Below are 20888 nucleotides of genomic sequence, written 5' to 3' on the forward strand. Positions count from 1 at the left end.
TGAACGGTATAAAAACGTAATGAAAAAACAACTCATGATGCTATGGCTGTTATTGGTGGGGTGGGAATCTGCCTCGCTAAGCGCGGCAACAGTAGATGACAGTCTCAAGGTGGTCAGCAAAACCAATCAAAGTGCGATTGCCTCTCAGCAGCGTATTGATAGCATGGCGCTGCAGACGCAGAAAATGTTAGAAGAATATCAAAATATTACGCTCAATACGGAGTATCAAAACACCTACAACTATGAGCTTAAACAGTTAAAAGAAGATCAAGAAGCCGAGCTTGAGTCGCTACAAAAACAAATCGACGAAATCAATGTGACGCAGCTGCGAATTATGCCGTTGATGAACAGCATGGCTGATTCATTAGAGAAATTTGTGGTATTGGATTTGCCGTTTCATCAGGAACAACGGGTGAACGGGGTGATTCAACTCAAGCAGCATTTAAGAAACCCCAGCCTATCACTGCCTGATAAATATCGATTATTGCTAGAAGCGTATCAAATTGAAAATGATTATGGCCGCTCGGTGGAAACGTATCGCGATAGTTTAGACGTCGAAGGCGAAAGCCTATCGGTTGAGTTCTTGAGAATTGGCCGGGTAGCGCTTTATTATCGAACCCTGGATGGCGCAACCTCGGCTTACTGGAATATGGCGTCTCGCGAGTGGGAAGTATTACCTGCAGCGTTTGGACGAAATATCTCAGATGCTATCCGCGTCGCCGGCAACCAAGTCGCACCGCAACTATTGCAGTTGCCGATGGTGAAGCCTGAATGAAAACCTCAATCAACGTATCGTCTATTCTATTAGTGATGTTGTTTTCGTTGCCTAGCCTGTTATTAGCGCAGCAGCCTGCTAGCCCGTCTCAGCCGATTAGCAACTTAGATGAACTACTTGAAACCGTTAAACAAAATCGCCAGCAAGAAGCACAGCTAAACAAGCAGCGAGAACAGAAGTTTATAGAGCAGAAAAGCCGCCAACAAGCGCTGTTAGCGGAGGCCAAGAAACAATTTGAAGCTTCACAGAAAGGTAACAACCCACTCAAAAAACAGACCACCGAGAATGCTGAACGGATCAAGCAAGCGCAGCAAGCCTTGCTTAAAAAGAAGCAAGAGCTAGGGGATATCTACAGTATTTATACCGCCATGGCCGGTGACTTCTCAGCCGCCTTAAAAGACTCAATGGTGACCGCGCAGAAACCAGAACGTACTGAAAAGTTGGCCGCGTTACTGCAAACGGAACGCTTAGCGAGTATGCAAGACCTGGAACAGCTCTGGTTGTTAGTGCAAGAAGAAATGACCGAGTCAGGCAAGATTGTCAGTTTTGAGGGCCCCGTGGTCACTCGCGATGGCCATGTGGAAAACCGGCCTATTTTACGTGTGGGTACTTTCACCGCCTTTAGTGAAGGAGATTTTTTACGTTATATACCTGAAACCGGCGAATTGCTTGAGCTGAGTCGCCAACCTTCCAGTCGATATGTAAGAGATGCCGACGCGTTTTTAGCCTCATCTGGTCAAGTGCTTCCTGTCGTTATTGACCCGACAGGCGGCAGTTTGATGGGCTTAATGACCTATGTGCCGACGTTGCAGGAGCGTGTAGAGCAGGGGGGCATTATTGGTTATATTATTATCGGCATTGGTCTATTAGGCTTGTTGATCACCTTATGGCGTGCGCTTTACTTAGCGGTTATTCACTTAGCGATGCGTCGTCAGCGAGCGCGGCTTGATCAACCCTCTAACAAAAACCCACTGGGTCGGGTGCTGCTCAGTGCCGCTGGTTTTAAAGCGGAAGACGATAAAATTCAATATACGCTCGATGAAGCGGTGTTGGCTGAAATACCTCGGCTTGAACGTAGCCATAATCTTATCAAACTGCTGGCGGCTATATCCCCTTTGTTAGGATTACTGGGTACAGTAACGGGCATGATCGTCACCTTTCAGGCGATTAGCCTGTTTGGTAGTGGTGACCCCAAATTAATGGCAGGCGGCATCTCACAAGCATTGGTGACCACCGTACTAGGGTTGGTTGTGGCTATTCCTCTGTTATTTGGTCACAGCTTGGTGTCGTCGTTATCCGGCAATATGGTGCAGCGACTTGATGAGCAAAGTGCAGGCATTATGGCGCGGTTGATGGAATCGAAATCTAATTCTAATCTCGATAAACCCAATGAAGGTTAACGGGCTGATATGCAGACTTTAGTTACGTCGATACTGCATTCGCTGAATGATATACAGGCCTTTATTGAGCAAGGAGGGCCGATTATTTGGGCCGTCTTCGCGACCTGTTTTTTGCTTTGGCTGTGCATTGTTGATCGCTATTGGTTTTATAAGATGGGCTTTCCTCAGCTGGCTAAAAAAACCATTGTGGATTGGCAAAGGCGGAGTGATCATCAATCATGGCGAGCGTATAAAATTCGGGAAGGCATTATTTCAGAAGTACGCATTCAGCTACATGCTCGATTATCAGTCATCAAAACCTTAATTATTCTGTGCCCATTGTTAGGGTTGTTAGGCACGGTCACGGGCATGATTAAAGTGTTTGAGATTATCGCCGTCAATGGAACGAGTAATGCGCAAAGTATGGCTCAAGGCGTTTACCTCGCGACCATTCCCACGATGGCAGGGCTGGTGGTAGCCCTCTCGGGATACTATTTTTCGGTTAGGTTAAAGCAAATAGCCGATAACGAAACTAGCAAATTAGCAGATAAACTGATGCTGCTTTAATGGACTTTTTATGACTGCAAGACGACTTAACTTATGACCGCAAGACGACACAACACTAATAAATCAGATGCCGAGCTGGATATGACACCAATGCTCGATATCGTGTTTATTATGTTGATTTTCTTTATCGTCACCACCTCGTTTGTCAAAGAGTCAGGCATTACGGTGAACACCCCCAAAGCGCAAACCGCCTCGAAGCAAGAGAAAGCCAATGTGTTTGTTGCGATTAACGCAGAAGGCGAAATTTGGATTGATAAACGCCCCGTTGATATTCGCTCGGTAAGAACCGTAGTGGCAAGGCTGCATGCCGAAAACCCAGAAGGCTCTGTGGTGATTCAGTCAGACCAGGATGCGGCCACGCGCACTTTGGTGGCGGTAATGGATCAAATCCGTCTGGCAGGCATCGACAAAATCGCCATTGCGGCGAACAGCGTCGCGCCGTAGTTGATCTGATGACAATGCCTGCTAACCCTCTTCAGCCATTATATAAAATCAGCAAAGTGCTGGTTATTCTTAGCCTTTCAATGCTGATTACCCTCGCTATATTTCTATTTATGCAAAACCTGATTCATGCCGATAATGATGCGGTGGAAACGGTCGAGCTAGCCGCGTTTGTAGACCTATATCGAGAGCAACCCAAGCCCAAAACATTAGAACCCGAGCCTGAACCTGAGCCCATATCAGAGGTGAAGGAAGAACCTAAGATGGACACCTTACAAGCCGTGTCGGTTGAGCCAGTGGCTCAGGTAGATCAGGCCATGCCGAGTGTTGATATGGGGTCTTTGTCTATCAATGTAGGCTCATCAGCAGGTGATTGGGCGATGCCGGTGACAGGCCAAGGGTTGGGCGTGTTTGATGAGGGAAAAGACAGCCAAGGCTATGTAGAAATAACACCATATACGACCCGTCGACCGAACATCCCTAAACTGGCGTGGGAAAACAAACTCAATGGCTGGGTATTGGTCGCGTTTACCGTCGATAAATCGGGTTATACCCGTAATATCCTTATGCTCGATGCCAACCCAAAAGGTATTTTTGAAGAAGAGGTTAAGCGAGCCGTTGGCCTATGGCGCTACAATGTTAGTGCCATCAAAGGCTATTCAGGTGACATGATACTAACGCAAAAAGTCTCGCTCTATTGGAAGCACTATCCTGATAATGTGGCCTACCAATGAGCATCATGCACGAGTGGAACAGGCCGTTTTTAAATTCACCAAGGTTAATCGCGGTGCTAGCCATCATGCTATCACTCAGCCAAGGCGTTGCGGCTGAAACTTATCGCAGTAAACTCTACTTAGACCCCAACAAAAAGCTCAATGAAACAGCCAACCTCTCGTTACAAGAACTAGAACAGCAGCTCAATAGCATGACGGATGCGTATGGCAAGTCCAGCACTGGCCGCTATTTGGCTCATCAATACGTTAATCAAAAAGACTACGCAAAGGCGATAGCGTTTTACAACACAGCGCTAGAGGCAGAAGGGCTTTCAAGTGTCGCCAATCAAGAACTATTAAAAGAGTTGGCCGGCGTGTATGTGCTCGAAGAACAGTATGAGCAGGCCGTTGCGACATTTAAGCAACTGCAAACATTAGAGCTCGACTCACAATTACTATTGGCACAGTCATATTTTGGACTGCAGGACTATCTATCAACCGTTGAAACACTCGATAAAATACCGCCGACTGAAACTGATCTCAGCGAACAGCAGCTTAATCAGATGCTAGCGCTTTACTATAAAGCAGGCAGTTATCCACAAAGCGAGAAAGTATTACAACGATTGATTTATCTACATCCACAAACAATCAAATACTGGCGGCAGTTAACCTCAATATTACTAGCCCAAAATAAGCACAAACCCGCGCTTGATCAGCTCGCCTTAGCACGACAAAAGAAATTGCCGTTTGAATCACAAGATATTCTATTGTTGGCAGACTTATATGTAGCCAATCAAGCCGCAGAAAAAGGCGCGAGAACACTAGAGCAGGCGATTGCTCAGGGTGAGATAGAAGACAATGAGCAACACCGAAAGCGCATCTTCGAGTATTGGTTACAAGCCAGAGAGAAAGAAAAGGCTGCGGATTCGCTAAAGCAATCTATCCACTTAATCCACGACACCGATCTGTTTATTAGGCTTGCTCAACTGCAGATGGAACAGTCGCAGTGGAAAGATATGAACCGCACTATGCTAGCGGCCTGTCGTAACGTATTGGCAGATAAATATGTTAGCCAAGCTAATCTGTTGTTAGGGGTTAGTCAGCTCAAATTAGGCGATAAAACAACGGCACGACGCTCATTTATTAATGCAACACTACTCGGCGGCAAAGGCGAAAAAGCACGGCAATGGCTTGAGTTTATGGAGGCTGAACCGGCTACTGATGCAGAGCTGAAAGAGATAACAGGCCCTTGTCATCCTCAAGACCGTAAGGTGAGATACGCCAATATTAAACGGCAGCCAAAGGCTGAAGTGACCGCTAGCGTGGCTGAAAGTAATCAAGATCAACAAGACACTGAAGCGGTAGAGAGTAAACCGGTAGAGATCAAAACCATAGACGCTCAGTCGCTATATGGCTTAAATCTATCGGTTAAGGCCGAAGAGATAGCCGCCTCGATTAAAAAGAACGCGTTTAGAGCAGGTGTTGCATTAGTGAAGTCGGGCGGCTCCATCGACGGGCCACTGCATATAGTGTTTGAGAGTGGTGCTTCTGAAGAACGTCTGGCAGCAGGCGAACCCCTAACATTCCGCCTCGCGTTTCCCTATCAAGGCAAACCCAGAAATAAAGGCGCTTATCGAGCTAAAAAAGAAGCGGCCTTCAAGTGTGCTTACCTGACATTCAACGGCCCTGCACAAGAGCTACCTGCCGCTTGGGAACGGTTGATAAAACAAGTAATAGGGGCCGGTTATACGCCCACCGGCGAGAGCAGAATGATATTGACGATGGATGCGAGTGACCCAACGGCAGAGCCGGTTTATGAGTTGCAGTTGGGGATTTTGTAAGCGGTTTTTATCTGTAGTCGCTCAGGTCTGGCCACTACATTGTATATTTGGCTTAAAAGGTAAGCTGTGTGTCAATGTCCATTGACTCGTGCAGAATGCGCACTACATCAATCCCTGCATCGGACAAAACAAAAACAACTAAATGGTAAGCATGATGATGAATACGTACGGCAGGGGTAAACTCACTTCTTTCGGGGCACATTAGTGGGTTGTTAGATAAAAGCTGAAATATGTCAACCATGCCATCAATGTAGGCGTGTGCTTGCTCAATACCCCAATTTTGCTCTGTGTATAACCATATAGTTTCTAAATCACTTTCGGCTTCGGGCCGTAATCTAAAACTACTCACTTATAGCTTATCCTGCATACGCTGCTTGAAAGCTTCCTTATTAAAAGGTTTAGCCTCACCACTTCCAATGCCTTTGGTAATTGCATCTTGCATAGCTTTACGTTTTTCAGACTGACGTTGATCTTTACGAATTAAGTCTCGCACGTAATCGCTATTATTCGCATAAGAGCCTTCTTTTGACTGAGATTCAACCCAATCCCTCATAGGGTCAGGGAGGGATATATTCATTGTTGCCATGACGAATGCTCCTATAAGGCTGTCTATTTATCCTATTAGTTTATGCAGTAATGGCAAACTTTGCCATTACTTTTTGTTGAGGTGTACAAAAGACCAATAGACTTACTAGAGAAGCCCGGCCTCCACAAAAGCGCCGAAGTTTTAGCTTCATGCAAAACGCTCATTACCATAATTAAACTTAAAGTTTAATTATGGTTGTTTTTATAAGCCAAAGGTAATATGTGCTCATCCCATGGGTTTGTTTTCTGGAAAGATGGTTTATCTGCTCTAGTTGGAGCCTACCCTGAAACACCTAATTGTGCCTTCTTGTCATCCTCGCGAATGCGTGGATCCAGTGTTTTAGTGTAGATCGAGGTCATGGATTCCCGCCTTCTCGGGAATGATGGTCGTTTCTGGGAGGATACTAGTAATCAATTACATCGCTTTTTCGATTTAATAAAGGAACTCTAACTAAAGTATGGGATAATCACCCCCCTTATTTTTTGCTGGTAACCAGACTCCATGCCTTTACTGTCTCTCACAAATGTTTCTCTCGCATTTGGCACTCATATACTCTTTGATAAAATTAACCTGACTGTCCATCGTGGCCAGCGCACAGGTATCTTGGGCCGCAATGGCGCAGGTAAATCTACCTTTATGAAAATGCTGGATGGTCAACATATCCCCGACAGCGGTGAGCTGTGGATTCGTCCTGGTATTCGCGTGGGTTATCTAACTCAGGACCTACCCAGTGCTGATGAATCGACTGTTTATGACATCGTAGCGGACGGTTTGGCTGAGGTTGGCGCGCTTTTAAAAGAGTATCACCATCTGGTTATGGGTGATTTTGATGATGAGAGCATGAAGCAGCTAACCCGCGTTCAAGATCAGCTTGAAGCGAAAGATGGTTGGAGCTTTGGTCAAAAGATCGACTCGATTATCGAAGCCTTGGATCTGCCTGCAGATACGCCGATGAAGTCGCTATCTGGCGGGTGGCGTCGTCGAGTTGCGATGGCGCGTGTATTGGTCAGTGAGCCGGACTTATTACTACTGGATGAGCCGACAAACCACCTTGATATTCCTACCATTCAATGGCTAGAGAAGCAGCTAGAGTCGTTTCGTGGCGCGTTGATGCTAGTGACTCACGATCGTGCTTTTTTGCAGCGTATGTCGACTTCAATTATCGAGATTGATCGTGGCAATTTGCGTTATTGGGATGGTGATTATAAGGGCTTCTTGACCTTCCAAGCAGAGCAGTTAGCGGCAGAAGAAACAGCCAATAGTCAGTTTGATAAGCGCTTAGCACAAGAAGAAATATGGATTCGCCAAGGCGTTAAAGCCCGTCGAACCCGTAATGAAGGCCGAGTACGTGACCTAAAGAAAATGCGTGATGAACGTAGCCAACGTCGCGAGCGTCAAGGTAAGGCTAATTTTGCAGTGGAAACGGCGAGTCGGTCTGGCAAAATTGTAGTGGAAGTCGAGAATTTATCAAAAACCTATGATGGTCAAAAAATTGTAGAGAATTTCTCTACCGTTATTATGCGCGGTGATCGTATTGGTTTTATCGGCGCCAACGGTATGGGTAAATCAACGCTGTTAAAATTATTGTTAGGGCAAGTACAACCTGATGCAGGTAGCGTGAAAATTGGGACCAAGATGGAGCTGGCCTATTTTGACCAGCTACGTGACCAATTAGATCTGAGCAAAACCGTGATTGAAAATATGGCAGAAGGCCGTGAGTTCATCACGATTAACGGCAAAGATCGCCACGTGATTAGTTATTTGCAAGACTTCATGTTCACGCCTGAACGTATCCGCCAGCCAGTGAGCGCGCTCTCGGGCGGTGAACAAAATCGTTTGATTCTAGCGCGTTTGTTCAGTAAGCCTGCCAACGTACTGGTATTGGATGAACCTACAAACGACCTTGATATGGAAACGCTTGAACTACTGGAAGAGATTCTGCTTGAGTTTGATGGCACTATATTATTGGTCAGCCACGACCGTGAATTCCTCGACAACGTGGTCACTAGCAGTATCGTATTTGAAGGTGATGGCGTGGTTAACGAATATGTTGGCGGTTACGCAGACTTTATTCGACATGGTGGTCGATTGCCATCTATCAATAAAAAGTTGTTGGCTGATAAATAATCTTCGTTGATTATAGGTTGATTGTACTTTTGTAGGAGGGGCGCTTAGCCCCGACTAGGTGATGATTGCAGTAACGTGCAGCGCCTACAAGCACTCAGGGTTATGGTTTTTTGAGGTTGTATACACTAACATCAGAATAGTCTTGTAAGTGTAACTGGGAGAACGAAACATGAGGGTGTCCACTCGATCGTTGCTTATGGCGACGGCTATCATGCTAAGCCTAAATGTCTGGTCACATGATTTGCTTACCAAAAGTAACGGCCAGACGGTTTATGTTCCCAGTTATACTGAGTTATATATGTCTAGCGGTTTTAAAGTGAAAGGCTTTTCGACGGTTACTATTCATAATACCGACCCTCACCACTCGATTAAAGTAAATGCGGTTACCAGCTATGATACTCATGGAAAGCTAACCAAGCAGTACCTGGAAGAACCATTAGTGCTAGCTTCATTTGCTTCGAAGAACTATTTTGTTAGGTATGAGAAGGGCTTTGATGGTTCTGGTGCTAACTTTATTGTGCGCTGGACGGCTGCTCAACCTGTTGTGGCACCTTTAATCGAGTCGCGCATGTTAGCAACATCTGGTACGCAGGGTTACTCACTAAGCAGTCAGGGCCGGGTGGTAGAAGAGGTCTCTGATAATTAGCCTAGGGCAAAATAAGCTGTAATAGCGGCGAGTATATTATCGACAGCGACAGATGCTAGAATAAGCCCCATCACTCGGCTAATAATGCTGGCCCCCGCGTTGCCAATAACACGTTGAATCGGGCTAGCTAATAAGAACAACACCAGCGTGAAAATAAGCACCGAAAGCATCACTAGCGCGGTGATGATCTGCTCTTCTAAAGAGTGTCGGTGGTTATCGGTTAGCATCACAACGGACAGCATTGCACCCGGTGATGCCAGCGAAGGAATAGCCAGTGGGAATATAGCTAAATTCGCAACACTTCCTTGAATTTGTTTCTTTTCTTCTTCGGGCTTACCTTCACCAAATATCATCGTTAAGGCAAACAAAAACAGCACAATTCCCCCTGCAATTTGAAACGCATCAAGCGAAATACTGAGTTTCTCAAGCAGCAGCTGACCTAAGGTAAGAAAGAAAAGTAATATAATCGCTGCAATCGATACCGCTTTGAAAGCAATTTTGCGTTGCACCGAAGCTTTTAGCCCTACCGTGACTGCAATAAAAACAGGGATAGAGCCAATAGGGTCGATGACCACCCATAATGTAATAAACTCTTTAATGATAGCGTCCCAGTTCATGCAGATCCTTGTTTAGAGTGGAAAAATTAGTGATTAAGTGCACCACTGCTTTAGCCGTTAGAGGTATCAAGTTTCCTCTAAGTGTTTTATACACGTTTTTTGCAATGTCTGTTGATTGATCGGCTTTGCAATATGTCCGGTTGCGCCTTTTGACTGACAGTATGCTATATCTTCAACCGATGTATTGCCTGTAACGATATAGATTGGCGTGGTGTTACCGTTGTTGCGTAATGTTGTTAACGCTTCAACGCCTCCCACGACAGGCATTTCCATATCTAGCAGAATGAGATCAAATGAATGATGGTTTATCTGCTCTATCACTTCGGTACCATCTTCAGCCGTGATGACATCAATCTGCGCACCTAGATGTTCTATTTGGCGTTTAAGTAGCTTTAAGTTTACCGGATTATCATCGGCAATGAGAACGCGTCCGCTCAGTTTATACTGTTTTTCGGCTAAATATTTTTTTAGAACCTGATAAAAGTGCTGACGCTCAAATGGTTTCGCAATAAAATCTACAAAGCCAATTTTGCGATAATTTTGTACTTGATATGGCATAACGTTGGCTGTGAGAGCCAGAATCGGTGTTGTTATGCCTTGGGCTTTGAGTGTTGTTGCCGCTTCTTCTCCTCCCATTTCTGGCATTTGAATATCTAATAAAATGAGGTCAAAGTTTGCTTTAGCGACTTGTTCTAACGCTTCTATACCGTTGTTTACCATTACAATATCAAGCCCCATTCTATTAAGAATGTGTGTTAGCAGCGCTTGATTTTCAATATTATCTTCTGCAATTAGCACGTTACCGCTTAACTTAATTTCATCAAAAGGGTTCATTAAATCAGCCGCTTTCATTTCGTTGTCTAGGCTGATGGTACTCTTAAGCCACTCCACATCTGACAAGTTACCAGGGTGTATTGCTAGCACAAACTCACTGCCTAGCCCAGGCTGGCTATCGACATAAAGCTCTCCTTTTAACAAGCTTGCCAATTGTTTTGAAATATATAGGCCTAGCCCTGTTCCACCGTATTTTCGAGTAGTAGAGCCGTCAGCTTGTACAAACGGGTCAAACACACGCTTTTGTTGCTCGGGTGTTAGGCCAATACCTGTATCTTTTACTTCAAAGTAAAGTGTGTCTGACTCTTCTTCGTAGCGAATCAAAATATTGACCGACCCTTGGTTGGTAAATTTTATGGCATTACTGGCAAGGTTAAATAAAATCTGTTTGATGCGTGTGGGGTCTGATATGAAATAAGACGGTAAGGGAAAAATAGGCGAGATATTAAATGAGAGGCCTTTCTCTTCAGCTTTAAGGCTAACATGTGCTTTTAAGTCCCTTATTAAGTTCACGAGCGGAACCGCTAATTGTTCTACTTCAAGTCTATGAGCTTCGATTTTAGATAGATCAAGGATATCGTTAATAATCGTGAGAAGGTGTTTGCCACTTCTGATGATGGTATCAACAAAATGCTGTTTTTCTTCTGCTGAAATATCGTCGTCTCGTAGAGACTCGGAGTATCCAATAATCGCTGTCATTGGCGTTCTGATTTCGTGACTCATATTTGCTAAAAAGTGGCTTTTAGCGGCTTCTGATGTTTCGGCGGCTTGTTTTGCTATTAGCGCTGAGTCACTGGCTTTTTGTACTTCTTCAAAAAGTTGTGAGTTTCGGATAGCTGTTCCGACTTGAACCAAATAGTTAGATATTCTCTCTATATCATCTTCGTCGATATCTAATGGGGTTTGGTAGTTAACAAGGCCTAAACCACCAACGACCTTTCCTTCGACGGAAAGCGGGAAATAAATAATGCTTTTAGCGGGCTTAGCTTCATAAAGTTCTATATCAATGGCGCAGCCCGTTTGGGCAACAAACTCAGAGCTCAGTCGTTTAAGGTAAAGCGTCTTATTTTGCAAAATTGGCGCAACAAAAATGCTGTTTCGATCATGTGTCAATGATAGCTTAAAACCTTCAAATTGAGCGTGTTCGTAGTCACTCAATGTGTCACCGTAACTCTTTATCATGACGAGGTTTTGTTGGTCTTTGTCTATCAAGGTTATATACACTTGCTCAAATGGGTGCAGACGGTTCAGTGTTTCAATAACGCGATGCATGATCGTGTCGAGTTCAAGGTGGGCATTAACCGCGTAAGCCAATTCACTGGTTTCTTGCATTAATTCCGTTTGCTTAGATAATTTTTTTTGCGCTTTGATAAGGTCGGTATTTATTTTTACCACCGCATAGCCTAGTGATAACCCAAACCCTAATAAGCCAATTGAGGTGATTAGGGTCGAGATTAACGGCAGCGTATCTCGATACTCAAACCCTATTATAGATACGCAGATTGAGGCTCCTGCAGACATCGTGAGTATGCTTTTTAATAGCAGGTTAACACCGCCTGCGGTAAAGGATGTCATCCACATACCGCTAATAAACGCGACAGTTGATAGCGGGCTAAATCCCCAAAGTGCTATGCAGCAGCCATATAAAAAACCGTCAAATAGTATATTGCGTTGTTCGTGCTGTTTTTTGGATGATAGAAAGTATGCTAAATGAGGGTAAATGAGTGTGTGGCTAATGATAAAGGCCCATAAAAATGGGTTCGAAGAGCTATAAAATAGAGATAGATGTATGCCTATAACCACCAAGCAAGCCATGACTCTCGCGGGGTAGCCTGCGTTAACCAGTGTTGATTTGGGGCGGGGTGATAACTTATTGTTAGGCATTAACTACTCAACGGTTGAATATATCTTTATTGAGTATAGCAACGGCTCAGGTTATGAGAAGTTTTGAGATAATTGAAGAATTAAAAGCAAAAAAAAGCGGTAAACATGACGCCGAACGTTAGTCATGTTTACCGCTATACGATAGGGCTAATATTGTAGGGAGGCCCTTATAAAAACCTTCGAAAGAAACGACATAAACGGCCTGAAGGTTTATGTCGTTTCTCTCTTTTGAAAAGATGAGTCTATAGTAAGAGGGGGTGGGGCGCTTAGCCCCGATTGGGTGATGATTGCAGCAACGTGCAGCGCCTACAAATACTCAGGGTTATGGTTTTTTGAGGTTGGATACACTAACATCAAAATAATCTAGTAAGTGTAACTGGGAGAACGAAACATGAGAGTGTTCACTCGATCGCTGCTTATGGCGATGGCTATCATGCTAAGCCTAAAGTCTGGTCACATGATTCGCTTACCAAAAGTACTGGTCAGACGGTTTATGTGCCCAGTTATACTGAACTATATATGTCTAGCGGTTTTAAAGTGAAAGGCTTTTCGACGGTCACTATTCATAATATCGACCCTCACACTCGATAAAAGTAAATGCCGTTACTAGCTATAATACTCATGGAAAGCTAACGAAGCAGTACCTAGAAGAACCATTGGTGCTAGCTAAGCCAATGGCTATAGGTTTGTCTTTTTAATGTCATTATTTGTTCATCTTATCTTAATATTCCCTAAAAGAAACTGTCACATTCTTCTCGCATGATGTCTAGACAAGTTGGTTAATAAATTTCCAACTTGCTTAGACAAGTAAGCGAGGAAGAGATGGATAACGTCGTACAGATAAAATCACTTCATAAAACATTTAATAGTTCTAATCGGGCACTAAAAGGCATAGATCTGTCTGTTTTAAAGGGTGAAATGGTTGCGTTAATAGGGCCTTCCGGATCCGGTAAATCGACTCTGTTAAGACATATGGCTGGGTTAACTTGGGGGGACCGAGGTGGGCAAGGTTCGGTGTCCATTTTAGGTGAAACCATTCAAAAGCAGGGAAAACTTGCTCATACCGTACGCCATTCACGCGCGAAAATCGGTTATATCTTCCAGCAGTTTAATCTAGTTAATCGCATGAGCGTTATTAATAACGTGTTAATGGGTCGTTTAGGCCGCATTTCTAGCTGGAGAGGCACGTTGGGTATTTTTACTCAAGAAGAAAGAAGCCTTGCACTTAAAGCGTTAGCTCGAGTGGGAATGGAGAAGTATGCCTATCAACGGGCTGATACGCTATCCGGTGGTCAACAGCAACGGGTTGCTATTGCTAGAGCATTAATGCAGAAAGCAGAAATAATCCTTGCTGATGAACCTATTGCGTCCTTAGATCCAGAGTCCTCGCGCATCGTAATGGATATTCTTAAAGACATAAATGAGAAAGATGGAAAAACCGTCATTGTGACGCTTCATCAAGTGGAATACGCAAGAAAGTACTGTGGAAGAGCGGTCGCCCTAAAAAATGGCGAACTGTATTTTGATGGGCCAAGTGAAGAACTAAGCGATAAGCGGCTCGCTAATATTTACGGTGCTTCTCAGTTATCTGTTGATACTCAAGAAGCACATAAAGATTCAGAGAAAGGGTCAGTTGATCTAGGTATTTCTGGATCGATGGCTTTTGCTGAAGCAGGTTGAGAAGGTTGTAGTGATCGTCTCAGAATGAATTATTTCAAGTTAAAATTTTATTAAAACTTAATGACTTTCAGGAGTCGAAAATGATTTTACGGATAACAAAGCGCTTAATGATCGCTACTATGATGGTCGTTACATTGGTGAGTACTGCGTTTGCAGAGCAAATGAAAACACTTAATTTCGGTATTATCTCCACCGAATCCAGTCAAAATTTGAAAGCGGTTTGGACGCCTTTCCTTAATGATATGGGGAAAGAATTGGGGGTTGAAGTAAAGCCATTTTTTGCGTCTGACTATGCCGGAATCATTCAGGGAATGCGCTTTGACAAGGTTGATATCGCTTGGTACGGCAACAAATCTGCTATGGAAGCTGTTGACCGTGCGGGTGGTGAAATATTTGCACAAACTGTAGATGTTGATGGTAATCCAGGATACTGGGGTCTATTGGTTGCTCATAAAGATAGCCATTTAAATAAACTTGAAGATATCTTTAAAAACAGCAAGGAATTGACTTTTGGTAATGGTGATCCAAATTCTACATCGGGTTTTTTGATCCCATCTTATTATGTTTTTGCAATGAATAAGGTTGATCCTAAAAAAGCATTTAAACGTGTATTGAATGCGGGTCATGAGGCTAACTTATTATCTGTTGCGAACAAGCAAGTTGATTTTGCAACTAACAATACTGAGAACCTTCGTCGTTTAGAAATTACTAACCCTGAAAAGGCTAGCCAAGTAAAAGTTATTTGGAAGTCTCCTTTAATCCCTGCTGACCCTATTGTATGGCGTAAGAATTTGCCTGAGTCAGTTAAGGCCAAGCTATATAGCTTTTTCACTAAGTATGGAACAAGAGGGGATAAGCATGAAGAAAAAGTACTTGCTGACCTTCAATGGGCTCCTTTTATTGCCTCAAGTGATGATCAGTTATTACCTATCCGTCAGTTAGTTCTTTATAAGAATAAGCTAAAAATACAAAACAATGACTCATTGTCAGATGCTGAAAAAGCAGAAAAAACGGCTTCAATTGATGCTCAGTTGGGTGCCCTTGAGCGTCGTCTTGCTGCATTAGATGCTCGTAAATAATCAACCGGTAAGAATCAAGTAGCTGCGGAGGGCTTGTACCTCCGCTCAGTTGTTAAAGAGATTGATTATGCAACATGTGATGACAGCAGATAAACATCCCAATATTGATGTGGCGCCACCTAAAAAGCATTGGAGCCATTGGATTATCTGGGCGATTGCTTTTTTAATTTTGGCTTGGTCTTGGGAGGGAGCAGAGATGCGCCCCGCAAGCTTGGTTAACGATGCCGGAAATATGGCCGAATTCGCTGCAGATTTTTTTCCACCTGATTTTTCTCAGTGGAAGCTTCATTTAAGTGAAATGCTAATAACGATTCAAATTGCAATTTGGGGAACGGTATTAGCCGTTATTTTGGCTATCCCTCTCGGCATTATGTCTTCTGAGAATATTGTTCCTTGGTGGGTTTATCAACCAACGCGGCGAGTTATGGATGCCTTTCGTGCCATTAACGAAATGGTCTTTGCTATGTTGTTTGTTGTGTCCGTTGGGTTAGGCCCATTTGCGGGTGTCTTAGCCTTATTTATTCATACAACAGGGGTATTGGCAAAGCTTTTCTCTGAGGCTGTAGAAGCAACTGATAAGGGGCCTGTTGAAGGCATTAGAGCCACTGGCGCCTCAGGTTTACAAGAAGTGATTTATGGTGTGATTCCGCAGGTTTTACCTCTCTGGATCTCATACTCTCTTTATCGCTTTGAGTCGAATGTCAGGTCCGCTACCGTGCTTGGTATGGTTGGAGCGGGTGGTATCGGCGTTATTTTATGGGAAAGTGTTCGAGGCTTCATGTTCGCTGAAACCTGTGCCGTGATGATTGTCATCATTGCCACTGTAACCCTGTTAGATATGTTATCTCAGCAGATCCGTAGACAGTTTATATAAAACCAAAAACCTTGAAAAAGGTTTTTGGTTTATCAGGATTGTCTAGACATCTATACCTCTAGACAAGGTTAAGGGAATTATGATCGCTAGAGAGTGGGGAGATCTGGTACATGGCCGTTTACTTAGAGGTCGCTGAAGCACTAGAGAGTGACATCAGAAATCATTTTGATAGTGGGCAGTTTCTACCATCTGAAATGGAATTAGCCGAACGGTTTTCGATTAACCGCCATACCTTGCGAAGAGCGGTTGATGAGCTGGTCAATGCGGGGTTGTTATTACGACAGCATGGTAAGGGCACCATGGTGGTAGACAATAAAATTGAATATAGCCTTAGATCCAAAGGTCGATTTACTGAGTCCCTTGAAGATATAGGTCTACAGGCAAGTTGTGAGGTGATTTCTATACGTGAAATATCCGCAGATATTAAATTGGCTAAACGGATGTGGGTGGAGGTAGGTACTCCCATTACTCATATCGAAACAGTCCGTTGTATTGAGCAAGCCCCCGTCTGTTTGATTAGTCATTATTTAGTATCCCATTTATTGCCGGGTATTGCTCAGACGTTTAAGGAAGGCTCATTACATCAGTGGATAGAGATGCAGTATCAGAAAAAAATAAGGCGAGACCAAAGTTTGATTGGTGCCAGCCTTCCTACAAGAGCGGAGGCATTACAACTGAAATGCTCTCGTAGTTTACCTCTGATCATTGTTCGTTCGAACAACAGGTTAAAAGAGAGTAATGAGATTATTGAATATTCAGTTTCAAGAAGCCGGTCTGACGTTTTTGAAATGAAAATTAACCCAGAAGAGTAATGGCTTAGCCGTTAGGACATTTGAAATGACACTAGATGTTAAAAAGCAGGCTGCTGACACACAGAAAGTGGATAAAACTCCGCGTCAGCAATGGATGAGCGTGCTATCCAAGGCACCTGTTGATGAACTTGAACGTCGTTGGAAGGCAATGGAGCATCCGCCAAAAACGAGGTTTATTCGAACGCCTGAAATAGGGCTAATGATGGTACGTGGTCGTGCTGGAGGTAGTGGAACGCCCTTTAACTTAGGTGAAATGACTATGACTCGTTGTGTGGTTGAGCTAGAAAATGGCACATCAGGGTTTGGCTACGTTAAGGGTCGGAGCAAGCGACATGCAGAGCTGGCGGCCTCGTTTGATGCGCTCTTACAAGATACGAACGAGCATGATCTAAGCCAGCATGTCGAGCTAGTGGACGGTTGGTTAAAGCCACTTCATAAAGCTTGGCAGGCGGCACGAGATAAGCGTTCAAAGGCTGCGGCCTCTACAAAAGTTGATTTCTTTACGATGGTGAGAGGGGAGTGACAATGCAATCATCTATAGCACCTGAGAGTCATGGCGCAATTAATACGCAGGGTTTGTGGCATGGGTTTCAGAATGAGGTCATTGATGCACAGCATTGCTTTAGAAAAATTATGAAGGCGATGTCTGAGCCAGGTTTTTTGGTGACACTTGAGCCACTCAACACCACTGGCAATATTTCATCCGCAACGTTTAGTGTGGCATTGACGTTAATTGATCAAGATATTTCAGTGTGGGTTTCACCTCAACTATCAAGCCGCGAATTTATTGATAACTTACGCTTTTATTGCGGTTGCCGGCTGACATCATCACCACTCGATGCCGATTTTGTATTTATTAAATTATCGGAATGGCAAGACCTTGAAAGCTATAAGCAAGGTACAGAAGAGTACCCTGATCGCTTTCCAACGTTGATTATTGAATCTGAGGGGTTGCAGGAAAAAGGTGATATTGAGTTGCGAGGCCCGGGTATTAAAGGCCTTCGATCTGTTGGTATTACCGGTATTCATCAGCAGCATATTGATCTTTTAAAGAATAACCAGCAGCGCTTTCCTATGGGGTATGACTTTATTTTTACCCATGCAGATCAGTTAATGGCGTTACCTAGAAGCACTCAGTTAACCCAATCTAATGTGGTGGAGTCAAGTATCAATAAGGGAGCGTCATCATGTATGTAGCGGTTAAAGGCGGCGAAAAAGCAATTGATAACGCTCACCAACTATTAGCTGAGCAGCGTCGAGGTGATCGAGACATTGCTGAGTTGTCAGTTAAGCAGATTATGCAGCAGTTGAAGTTAGCCGTTGCTCGAGTAATGACAGAAGGTTCACTTTATGACCCTGAGCTTGCTGCGTTGGCGATTAAACAGGCAAGTGGAGATTTAGTTGAAGCTATCTTTTTACTTCGGGCCTACCGAACAACGTTACCAAGATTAGGTCAGTCAGAGCCTATTGAAACGGCTGATATGTCTATAGATCGCCGTATTTCAGCAACTTATAAAGACTTACCAGGTGGTCAGGTATTAGGCCCAACGTATGATTATACGCACCGGTTGTTGGATTTTAAATTATTAGCCGAAGAGCAGACCCTTGATATGGCTCAGCCTATGAGTGATGTCAGCGCCTGTGAGTTTAAGGAACCTGAAGCCCTTGTTGAGGGCTGCCCTCGTGTTCTCGACTTGTTGAATCATGAAGGGTTGATTGAGTCAGCTTCTAGTCCATCTATGTCTTCAGCAACAGAAACGGATATCACACGAGAGCCATTATCTTTTCCGACGAATCGGGCTGCTCGTTTACAGTCATTAGCGCGAGGTGATGAAGGGTTTTTACTGGCCTTGGGTTACTCAACTCAGCGAGGTTATGGTCGCAATCACCCCTTTGCCGGAGAGATTCGCATGGGAGAAGTCGCTGTTGAGATAGTACCTGAAGAATTAGGTTTTACCGTAGAGGTTGGCGATATTGAAGTCACTGAGTGTGAAATGATAAACCAGTTCAGTGGTTCTAAAACCGAAGCACCCCGTTTTACCCGAGGTTATGGATTAGGGTTCGGTCAGTGTGAACGTAAGGCCATGTCAATGGCGTTGGTTGACCGATCGCTTCGAGCAAAAGAGTTAGGGGAAGAACAATCATCAGCAGCACAGGATGAGGAGTTCGTACTTTCACACTGTGACAATGTCGAAGCGAATGGGTTTGTATCTCACCTTAAGTTACCTCATTACGTTGATTTTCAGTCAGAGCTTGAATTGCTGAGGCGGCTTCGTAAGGAGTTCTCGGCAAGTAAGGAGGTTGTATCATGAGTGAAGCCATACAGGGTTATAACTTTGCTTATCTTGATGAGCAAACCAAGCGAATGATCAGAAGAGGGCTTCTTAAAGCCATTGCTATTCCGGGCTATCAGGTACCTTTTGGCGGACGTGAAATGCCGTTGCCTTATGGTTGGGGAACGGGTGGCATCCAGCTTACGTCGGCGGTTATCGGTGATGATGATACGTTAAAGGTTATTGATCAGGGCGCAGATGACACCACGAATGCCGTGAGTATTCGTCGTTTCTTTGTTAAAACAACAGGGGTTAAAACAACCGAAAAAACAGCAGAGGCGACGTTAATTCAAACCCGTCACCGCATTCCTGAAACGGCCTTGAAAGAAGACCAAGTGATTGTGTTTCAGGTTCCCATTCCAGAACCGTTGCGTTTTATTGAGCCGAGTGAAACTGAAACGAGAAAGATGCATGCTTTGCAGGAATACGGTGTGATGCATGTAAAGCTATATGAAGATATTGCTCGTTATGGCCATATTGCGACGACTTATGCATATCCCGTTAAAGTGAATGGTCATTATGTGATGGACCCATCGCCTATCCCTAAATTTGATAACCCTAAATTAAGCGAGTCTCCAGCGTTGCAGTTATTTGGTGCGGGCCGAGAAAAAAGGCTTTATGCGGTTCCTCCTTATACCCGTGTAGAGAGTCTTGATTTCGAAGACCACCCCTTTGAAATTCAGACATGGGATGAACAGTGTGATATTTGCGGTTCAAACAACAGCTTTCTTGATGAGGTGATAACGGATGACCAAGGTGGAAGAGTTTATATCTGTTCAGATACAGACTACTGCCACTCTCGATCAACACAAACCGTTTTGAAGGAAACCTCAGCATCCAATAAAACCAACGCACCGGAGATGACCTGTGAATAATGCAATGACGGATTTTGTGCAGACTGCTGATCAGGCCATCCAAATGCAAGATGACCAGCCATTACTGACCGTTGAAGGGTTAACCAAGTTATATGCACCAGGCAAAGGCTGCATGGATGTGGATTTCAACCTTTATCCTGGCGAGGTGCTGGGTATTGTGGGTGAGTCAGGGTCAGGTAAAACCACATTACTTGAAACGCTTTCTGCGCGTTTACAACCTGACAGTGGCGGTATTCGATACCATCAAAAAGAAGGTTCCGTTGCAGATATTTATAGTATGAGTGAGTCGCGAAGACGACAACTTTTAAGGAGTGACTGGGGGGTTGTACACCAGCATCCACGAGATGGGCTGAGAATGAATGTAAGCGCCGGAGCCAATATTGGTGAACGTTTAATGGCCGTAGGTCATCGACATTACGGAGATATACGAAGCGTTGCACTTGAATGGTTAAAAGCGGTTGAAATTGACGAAAGCCGAATCGATGACCAACCAAGAACATTCTCAGGAGGGATGCAGCAACGCCTTCAAATCGCTAGAAACCTAGTGACCAGTCCCCGCTTGATTTTTATGGATGAGCCAACGGGTGGGCTTGATGTGTCAGTGCAAGCAAGATTGTTGGACTTGTTACGCAACCTTGTTATGGAGCTTCAGTTGTCAGTCATTATTGTGACTCATGACCTAGCGGTCGCTCGGTTATTAGCCGATCGGCTGATGGTGATGAGGCGAGGCCGTGTCGTAGAGCAAGGGCTTACTGATCAAATACTGGATGACCCGCAGCATCCTTATACTCAATTGCTGGTTTCATCAGTATTGACCCCTTAACA

General features: G+C 44.2%; 21 protein-coding genes. 17 read left to right on the top strand and 4 right to left on the bottom strand.

The window, feature by feature from the left end:
• The first annotated feature begins 19 nt into the window (after positions 1–19).
• Genes NKI27_RS00325 through NKI27_RS00350 form a run of 6 tightly spaced genes read left to right on the top strand, consistent with a single transcriptional unit; the run spans position 20 to position 5716 of the window.
• Positions 20–775 (top strand): DUF3450 domain-containing protein, encoded by a 756-nt coding sequence (locus NKI27_RS00325; RefSeq protein WP_265047710.1) that lies wholly within the window; start codon positions 20–22, stop codon positions 773–775.
• Positions 772–2175: a MotA/TolQ/ExbB proton channel family protein gene (locus NKI27_RS00330; RefSeq protein WP_265047711.1), complete on the top strand. Its 1404-nt coding sequence runs from the start codon at positions 772–774 to the stop codon at positions 2173–2175. Before NKI27_RS00325 ends, NKI27_RS00330 begins: the two co-directional genes overlap by 4 nt.
• Positions 2176–2184: 9 nt before the next feature.
• Positions 2185–2721 carry a MotA/TolQ/ExbB proton channel family protein gene (locus NKI27_RS00335; protein WP_265047712.1) on the top strand — a complete coding sequence of 179 codons (537 nt, stop codon included), beginning with the start codon at positions 2185–2187 and terminating at the stop codon, positions 2719–2721.
• Between the two features lie 33 nt (positions 2722–2754).
• On the top strand, positions 2755–3165 hold the full coding sequence (locus NKI27_RS00340) for an ExbD/TolR family protein (RefSeq protein WP_265047713.1): 411 nt from the start codon (positions 2755–2757) through the stop codon (positions 3163–3165).
• A gap of 8 nt (positions 3166–3173) precedes the next feature.
• A complete protein-coding gene (locus NKI27_RS00345) occupies positions 3174–3896 on the top strand; it encodes an energy transducer TonB (protein WP_265047714.1) in 723 nt (240 codons plus the stop codon).
• Positions 3893–5716, top strand: coding sequence for a tetratricopeptide repeat protein (locus tag NKI27_RS00350; RefSeq protein ID WP_265047715.1), 1824 nt, complete (start codon positions 3893–3895; stop codon positions 5714–5716). Before NKI27_RS00345 ends, NKI27_RS00350 begins: the two co-directional genes overlap by 4 nt.
• 52 nt (positions 5717–5768) lie before the next feature.
• On the opposite strand, the gene NKI27_RS00355 is transcribed toward NKI27_RS00350, so the two are convergent.
• Together NKI27_RS00355 and NKI27_RS00360 are read right to left on the bottom strand one after the other, a co-directional pair.
• Positions 5769–6065, bottom strand: a complete 297-nt coding sequence (locus NKI27_RS00355; RefSeq protein ID WP_265047716.1) for a type II toxin-antitoxin system RelE/ParE family toxin — start codon at positions 6063–6065, stop codon at positions 5769–5771.
• Entirely contained in the window at positions 6066–6302 is a 237-nt protein-coding gene (locus NKI27_RS00360; protein ID WP_265047717.1) for a type II toxin-antitoxin system ParD family antitoxin, read from the bottom strand.
• Positions 6303–6803: 501 nt separating this feature from the next.
• Between NKI27_RS00360 and NKI27_RS00365 the strand changes: the two genes are divergently transcribed.
• Positions 6804–8429: an ATP-binding cassette domain-containing protein gene (locus tag NKI27_RS00365; RefSeq protein ID WP_265047718.1), complete on the top strand. Its 1626-nt coding sequence runs from the start codon at positions 6804–6806 to the stop codon at positions 8427–8429.
• A 169-nt stretch (positions 8430–8598) separates the two neighbouring features.
• On the top strand, positions 8599–9075 hold the full coding sequence (locus tag NKI27_RS00370) for a DUF3124 domain-containing protein (RefSeq protein WP_265047719.1): 477 nt from the start codon (positions 8599–8601) through the stop codon (positions 9073–9075).
• Here the strand turns inward: NKI27_RS00370 and NKI27_RS00375 are convergent.
• On the bottom strand, positions 9072–9692 hold the full coding sequence (locus tag NKI27_RS00375; RefSeq protein WP_265047720.1) for a MarC family protein: 621 nt from the start codon (positions 9690–9692) through the stop codon (positions 9072–9074). The two genes, NKI27_RS00370 and NKI27_RS00375, sit on opposite strands and share 4 nt — an antisense overlap.
• A 66-nt stretch (positions 9693–9758) precedes the next feature.
• On the bottom strand, positions 9759–12410 hold the full coding sequence (locus NKI27_RS00380) for a response regulator (RefSeq protein ID WP_265047721.1): 2652 nt from the start codon (positions 12408–12410) through the stop codon (positions 9759–9761).
• An 822-nt stretch (positions 12411–13232) separates the two neighbouring features.
• On the opposite strand from NKI27_RS00380, the gene phnC reads away from it, so the two are divergent.
• The 9 genes from phnC to phnK all read left to right on the top strand — a co-directional run bounded on the left by phnC (position 13233) and on the right by phnK (position 20886).
• Positions 13233–14090, top strand: a complete 858-nt coding sequence (gene phnC / locus NKI27_RS00385; RefSeq protein WP_265047722.1) for a phosphonate ABC transporter ATP-binding protein — start codon at positions 13233–13235, stop codon at positions 14088–14090.
• A gap of 80 nt (positions 14091–14170) precedes the next feature.
• Positions 14171–15169: a phosphonate ABC transporter substrate-binding protein gene (gene phnD / locus NKI27_RS00390; protein WP_265047723.1), complete on the top strand. Its 999-nt coding sequence runs from the start codon at positions 14171–14173 to the stop codon at positions 15167–15169.
• Between the two features lie 67 nt (positions 15170–15236).
• The gene (phnE, locus tag NKI27_RS00395) at positions 15237–16043 is read left to right on the top strand and encodes a phosphonate ABC transporter, permease protein PhnE (protein WP_265047724.1); all 807 of its coding nucleotides are present in this window, start codon (positions 15237–15239) and stop codon (positions 16041–16043) included.
• Between the two features lie 110 nt (positions 16044–16153).
• Complete coding sequence (phnF, locus tag NKI27_RS00400; protein ID WP_265047725.1) at positions 16154–16855, top strand: phosphonate metabolism transcriptional regulator PhnF; 702 nt, start codon at positions 16154–16156, stop codon at positions 16853–16855.
• 25 nt (positions 16856–16880) lie between these two features.
• Positions 16881–17378, top strand: coding sequence for a phosphonate C-P lyase system protein PhnG (phnG, locus tag NKI27_RS00405; protein WP_265047726.1), 498 nt, complete (start codon positions 16881–16883; stop codon positions 17376–17378).
• 2 nt (positions 17379–17380) lie between these two features.
• On the top strand, positions 17381–18052 hold the full coding sequence (gene phnH, locus NKI27_RS00410) for a phosphonate C-P lyase system protein PhnH (protein ID WP_265047727.1): 672 nt from the start codon (positions 17381–17383) through the stop codon (positions 18050–18052).
• The gene (locus NKI27_RS00415) at positions 18043–19167 is read left to right on the top strand and encodes a carbon-phosphorus lyase complex subunit PhnI (RefSeq protein WP_265047728.1); all 1125 of its coding nucleotides are present in this window, start codon (positions 18043–18045) and stop codon (positions 19165–19167) included. Before phnH ends, NKI27_RS00415 begins: the two co-directional genes overlap by 10 nt.
• Complete coding sequence (locus NKI27_RS00420; protein WP_265047729.1) at positions 19164–20063, top strand: alpha-D-ribose 1-methylphosphonate 5-phosphate C-P-lyase PhnJ; 900 nt, start codon at positions 19164–19166, stop codon at positions 20061–20063. Before NKI27_RS00415 ends, NKI27_RS00420 begins: the two co-directional genes overlap by 4 nt.
• A complete protein-coding gene (gene phnK, locus NKI27_RS00425) occupies positions 20056–20886 on the top strand; it encodes a phosphonate C-P lyase system protein PhnK (RefSeq protein ID WP_406802700.1) in 831 nt (276 codons plus the stop codon). The genes NKI27_RS00420 and phnK overlap by 8 nt, the downstream gene beginning before the upstream one ends.
• Positions 20887–20888 lie beyond the last annotated feature (2 nt).

It is taken from the genome of Alkalimarinus alittae, assembly GCF_026016465.1.
GTDB lineage: Bacteria > Pseudomonadota > Gammaproteobacteria > Pseudomonadales > Oleiphilaceae > Alkalimarinus > Alkalimarinus alittae.

Excerpts from the sequence above, each read along its gene's own strand:
- NKI27_RS00415 (WP_265047728.1), top strand. The coding sequence starts at position 18,043 with ATGTATGTAGCGGTTAAAGGCGGCGAAAAAGCAATTGATAACGCTCAC.
- NKI27_RS00375 (WP_265047720.1), bottom strand. The coding sequence starts at position 9,692 with ATGAACTGGGACGCTATCATTAAAGAGTTTATTACATTATGGGTGGTC.
- NKI27_RS00340 (WP_265047713.1), top strand. The coding sequence starts at position 2,755 with ATGACCGCAAGACGACACAACACTAATAAATCAGATGCCGAGCTGGAT.
- phnG (WP_265047726.1), top strand. The coding sequence starts at position 16,881 with ATGACACTAGATGTTAAAAAGCAGGCTGCTGACACACAGAAAGTGGAT.
- phnD (WP_265047723.1), top strand. The coding sequence starts at position 14,171 with ATGATTTTACGGATAACAAAGCGCTTAATGATCGCTACTATGATGGTC.
- NKI27_RS00420 (WP_265047729.1), top strand. The coding sequence starts at position 19,164 with ATGAGTGAAGCCATACAGGGTTATAACTTTGCTTATCTTGATGAGCAA.
- NKI27_RS00360 (WP_265047717.1), bottom strand. The coding sequence starts at position 6,302 with ATGGCAACAATGAATATATCCCTCCCTGACCCTATGAGGGATTGGGTT.
- NKI27_RS00350 (WP_265047715.1), top strand. The coding sequence starts at position 3,893 with ATGAGCATCATGCACGAGTGGAACAGGCCGTTTTTAAATTCACCAAGG.
- NKI27_RS00370 (WP_265047719.1), top strand. The coding sequence starts at position 8,599 with ATGAGGGTGTCCACTCGATCGTTGCTTATGGCGACGGCTATCATGCTA.
- phnH (WP_265047727.1), top strand. The coding sequence starts at position 17,381 with ATGCAATCATCTATAGCACCTGAGAGTCATGGCGCAATTAATACGCAG.
- NKI27_RS00330 (WP_265047711.1), top strand. The coding sequence starts at position 772 with ATGAAAACCTCAATCAACGTATCGTCTATTCTATTAGTGATGTTGTTT.
- NKI27_RS00365 (WP_265047718.1), top strand. The coding sequence starts at position 6,804 with ATGCCTTTACTGTCTCTCACAAATGTTTCTCTCGCATTTGGCACTCAT.
- NKI27_RS00380 (WP_265047721.1), bottom strand. The coding sequence starts at position 12,410 with ATGCCTAACAATAAGTTATCACCCCGCCCCAAATCAACACTGGTTAAC.
- phnE (WP_265047724.1), top strand. The coding sequence starts at position 15,237 with ATGCAACATGTGATGACAGCAGATAAACATCCCAATATTGATGTGGCG.
- NKI27_RS00345 (WP_265047714.1), top strand. The coding sequence starts at position 3,174 with ATGACAATGCCTGCTAACCCTCTTCAGCCATTATATAAAATCAGCAAA.
- NKI27_RS00335 (WP_265047712.1), top strand. The coding sequence starts at position 2,185 with ATGCAGACTTTAGTTACGTCGATACTGCATTCGCTGAATGATATACAG.
- NKI27_RS00325 (WP_265047710.1), top strand. The coding sequence starts at position 20 with ATGAAAAAACAACTCATGATGCTATGGCTGTTATTGGTGGGGTGGGAA.
- phnC (WP_265047722.1), top strand. The coding sequence starts at position 13,233 with ATGGATAACGTCGTACAGATAAAATCACTTCATAAAACATTTAATAGT.
- phnF (WP_265047725.1), top strand. The coding sequence starts at position 16,154 with ATGGCCGTTTACTTAGAGGTCGCTGAAGCACTAGAGAGTGACATCAGA.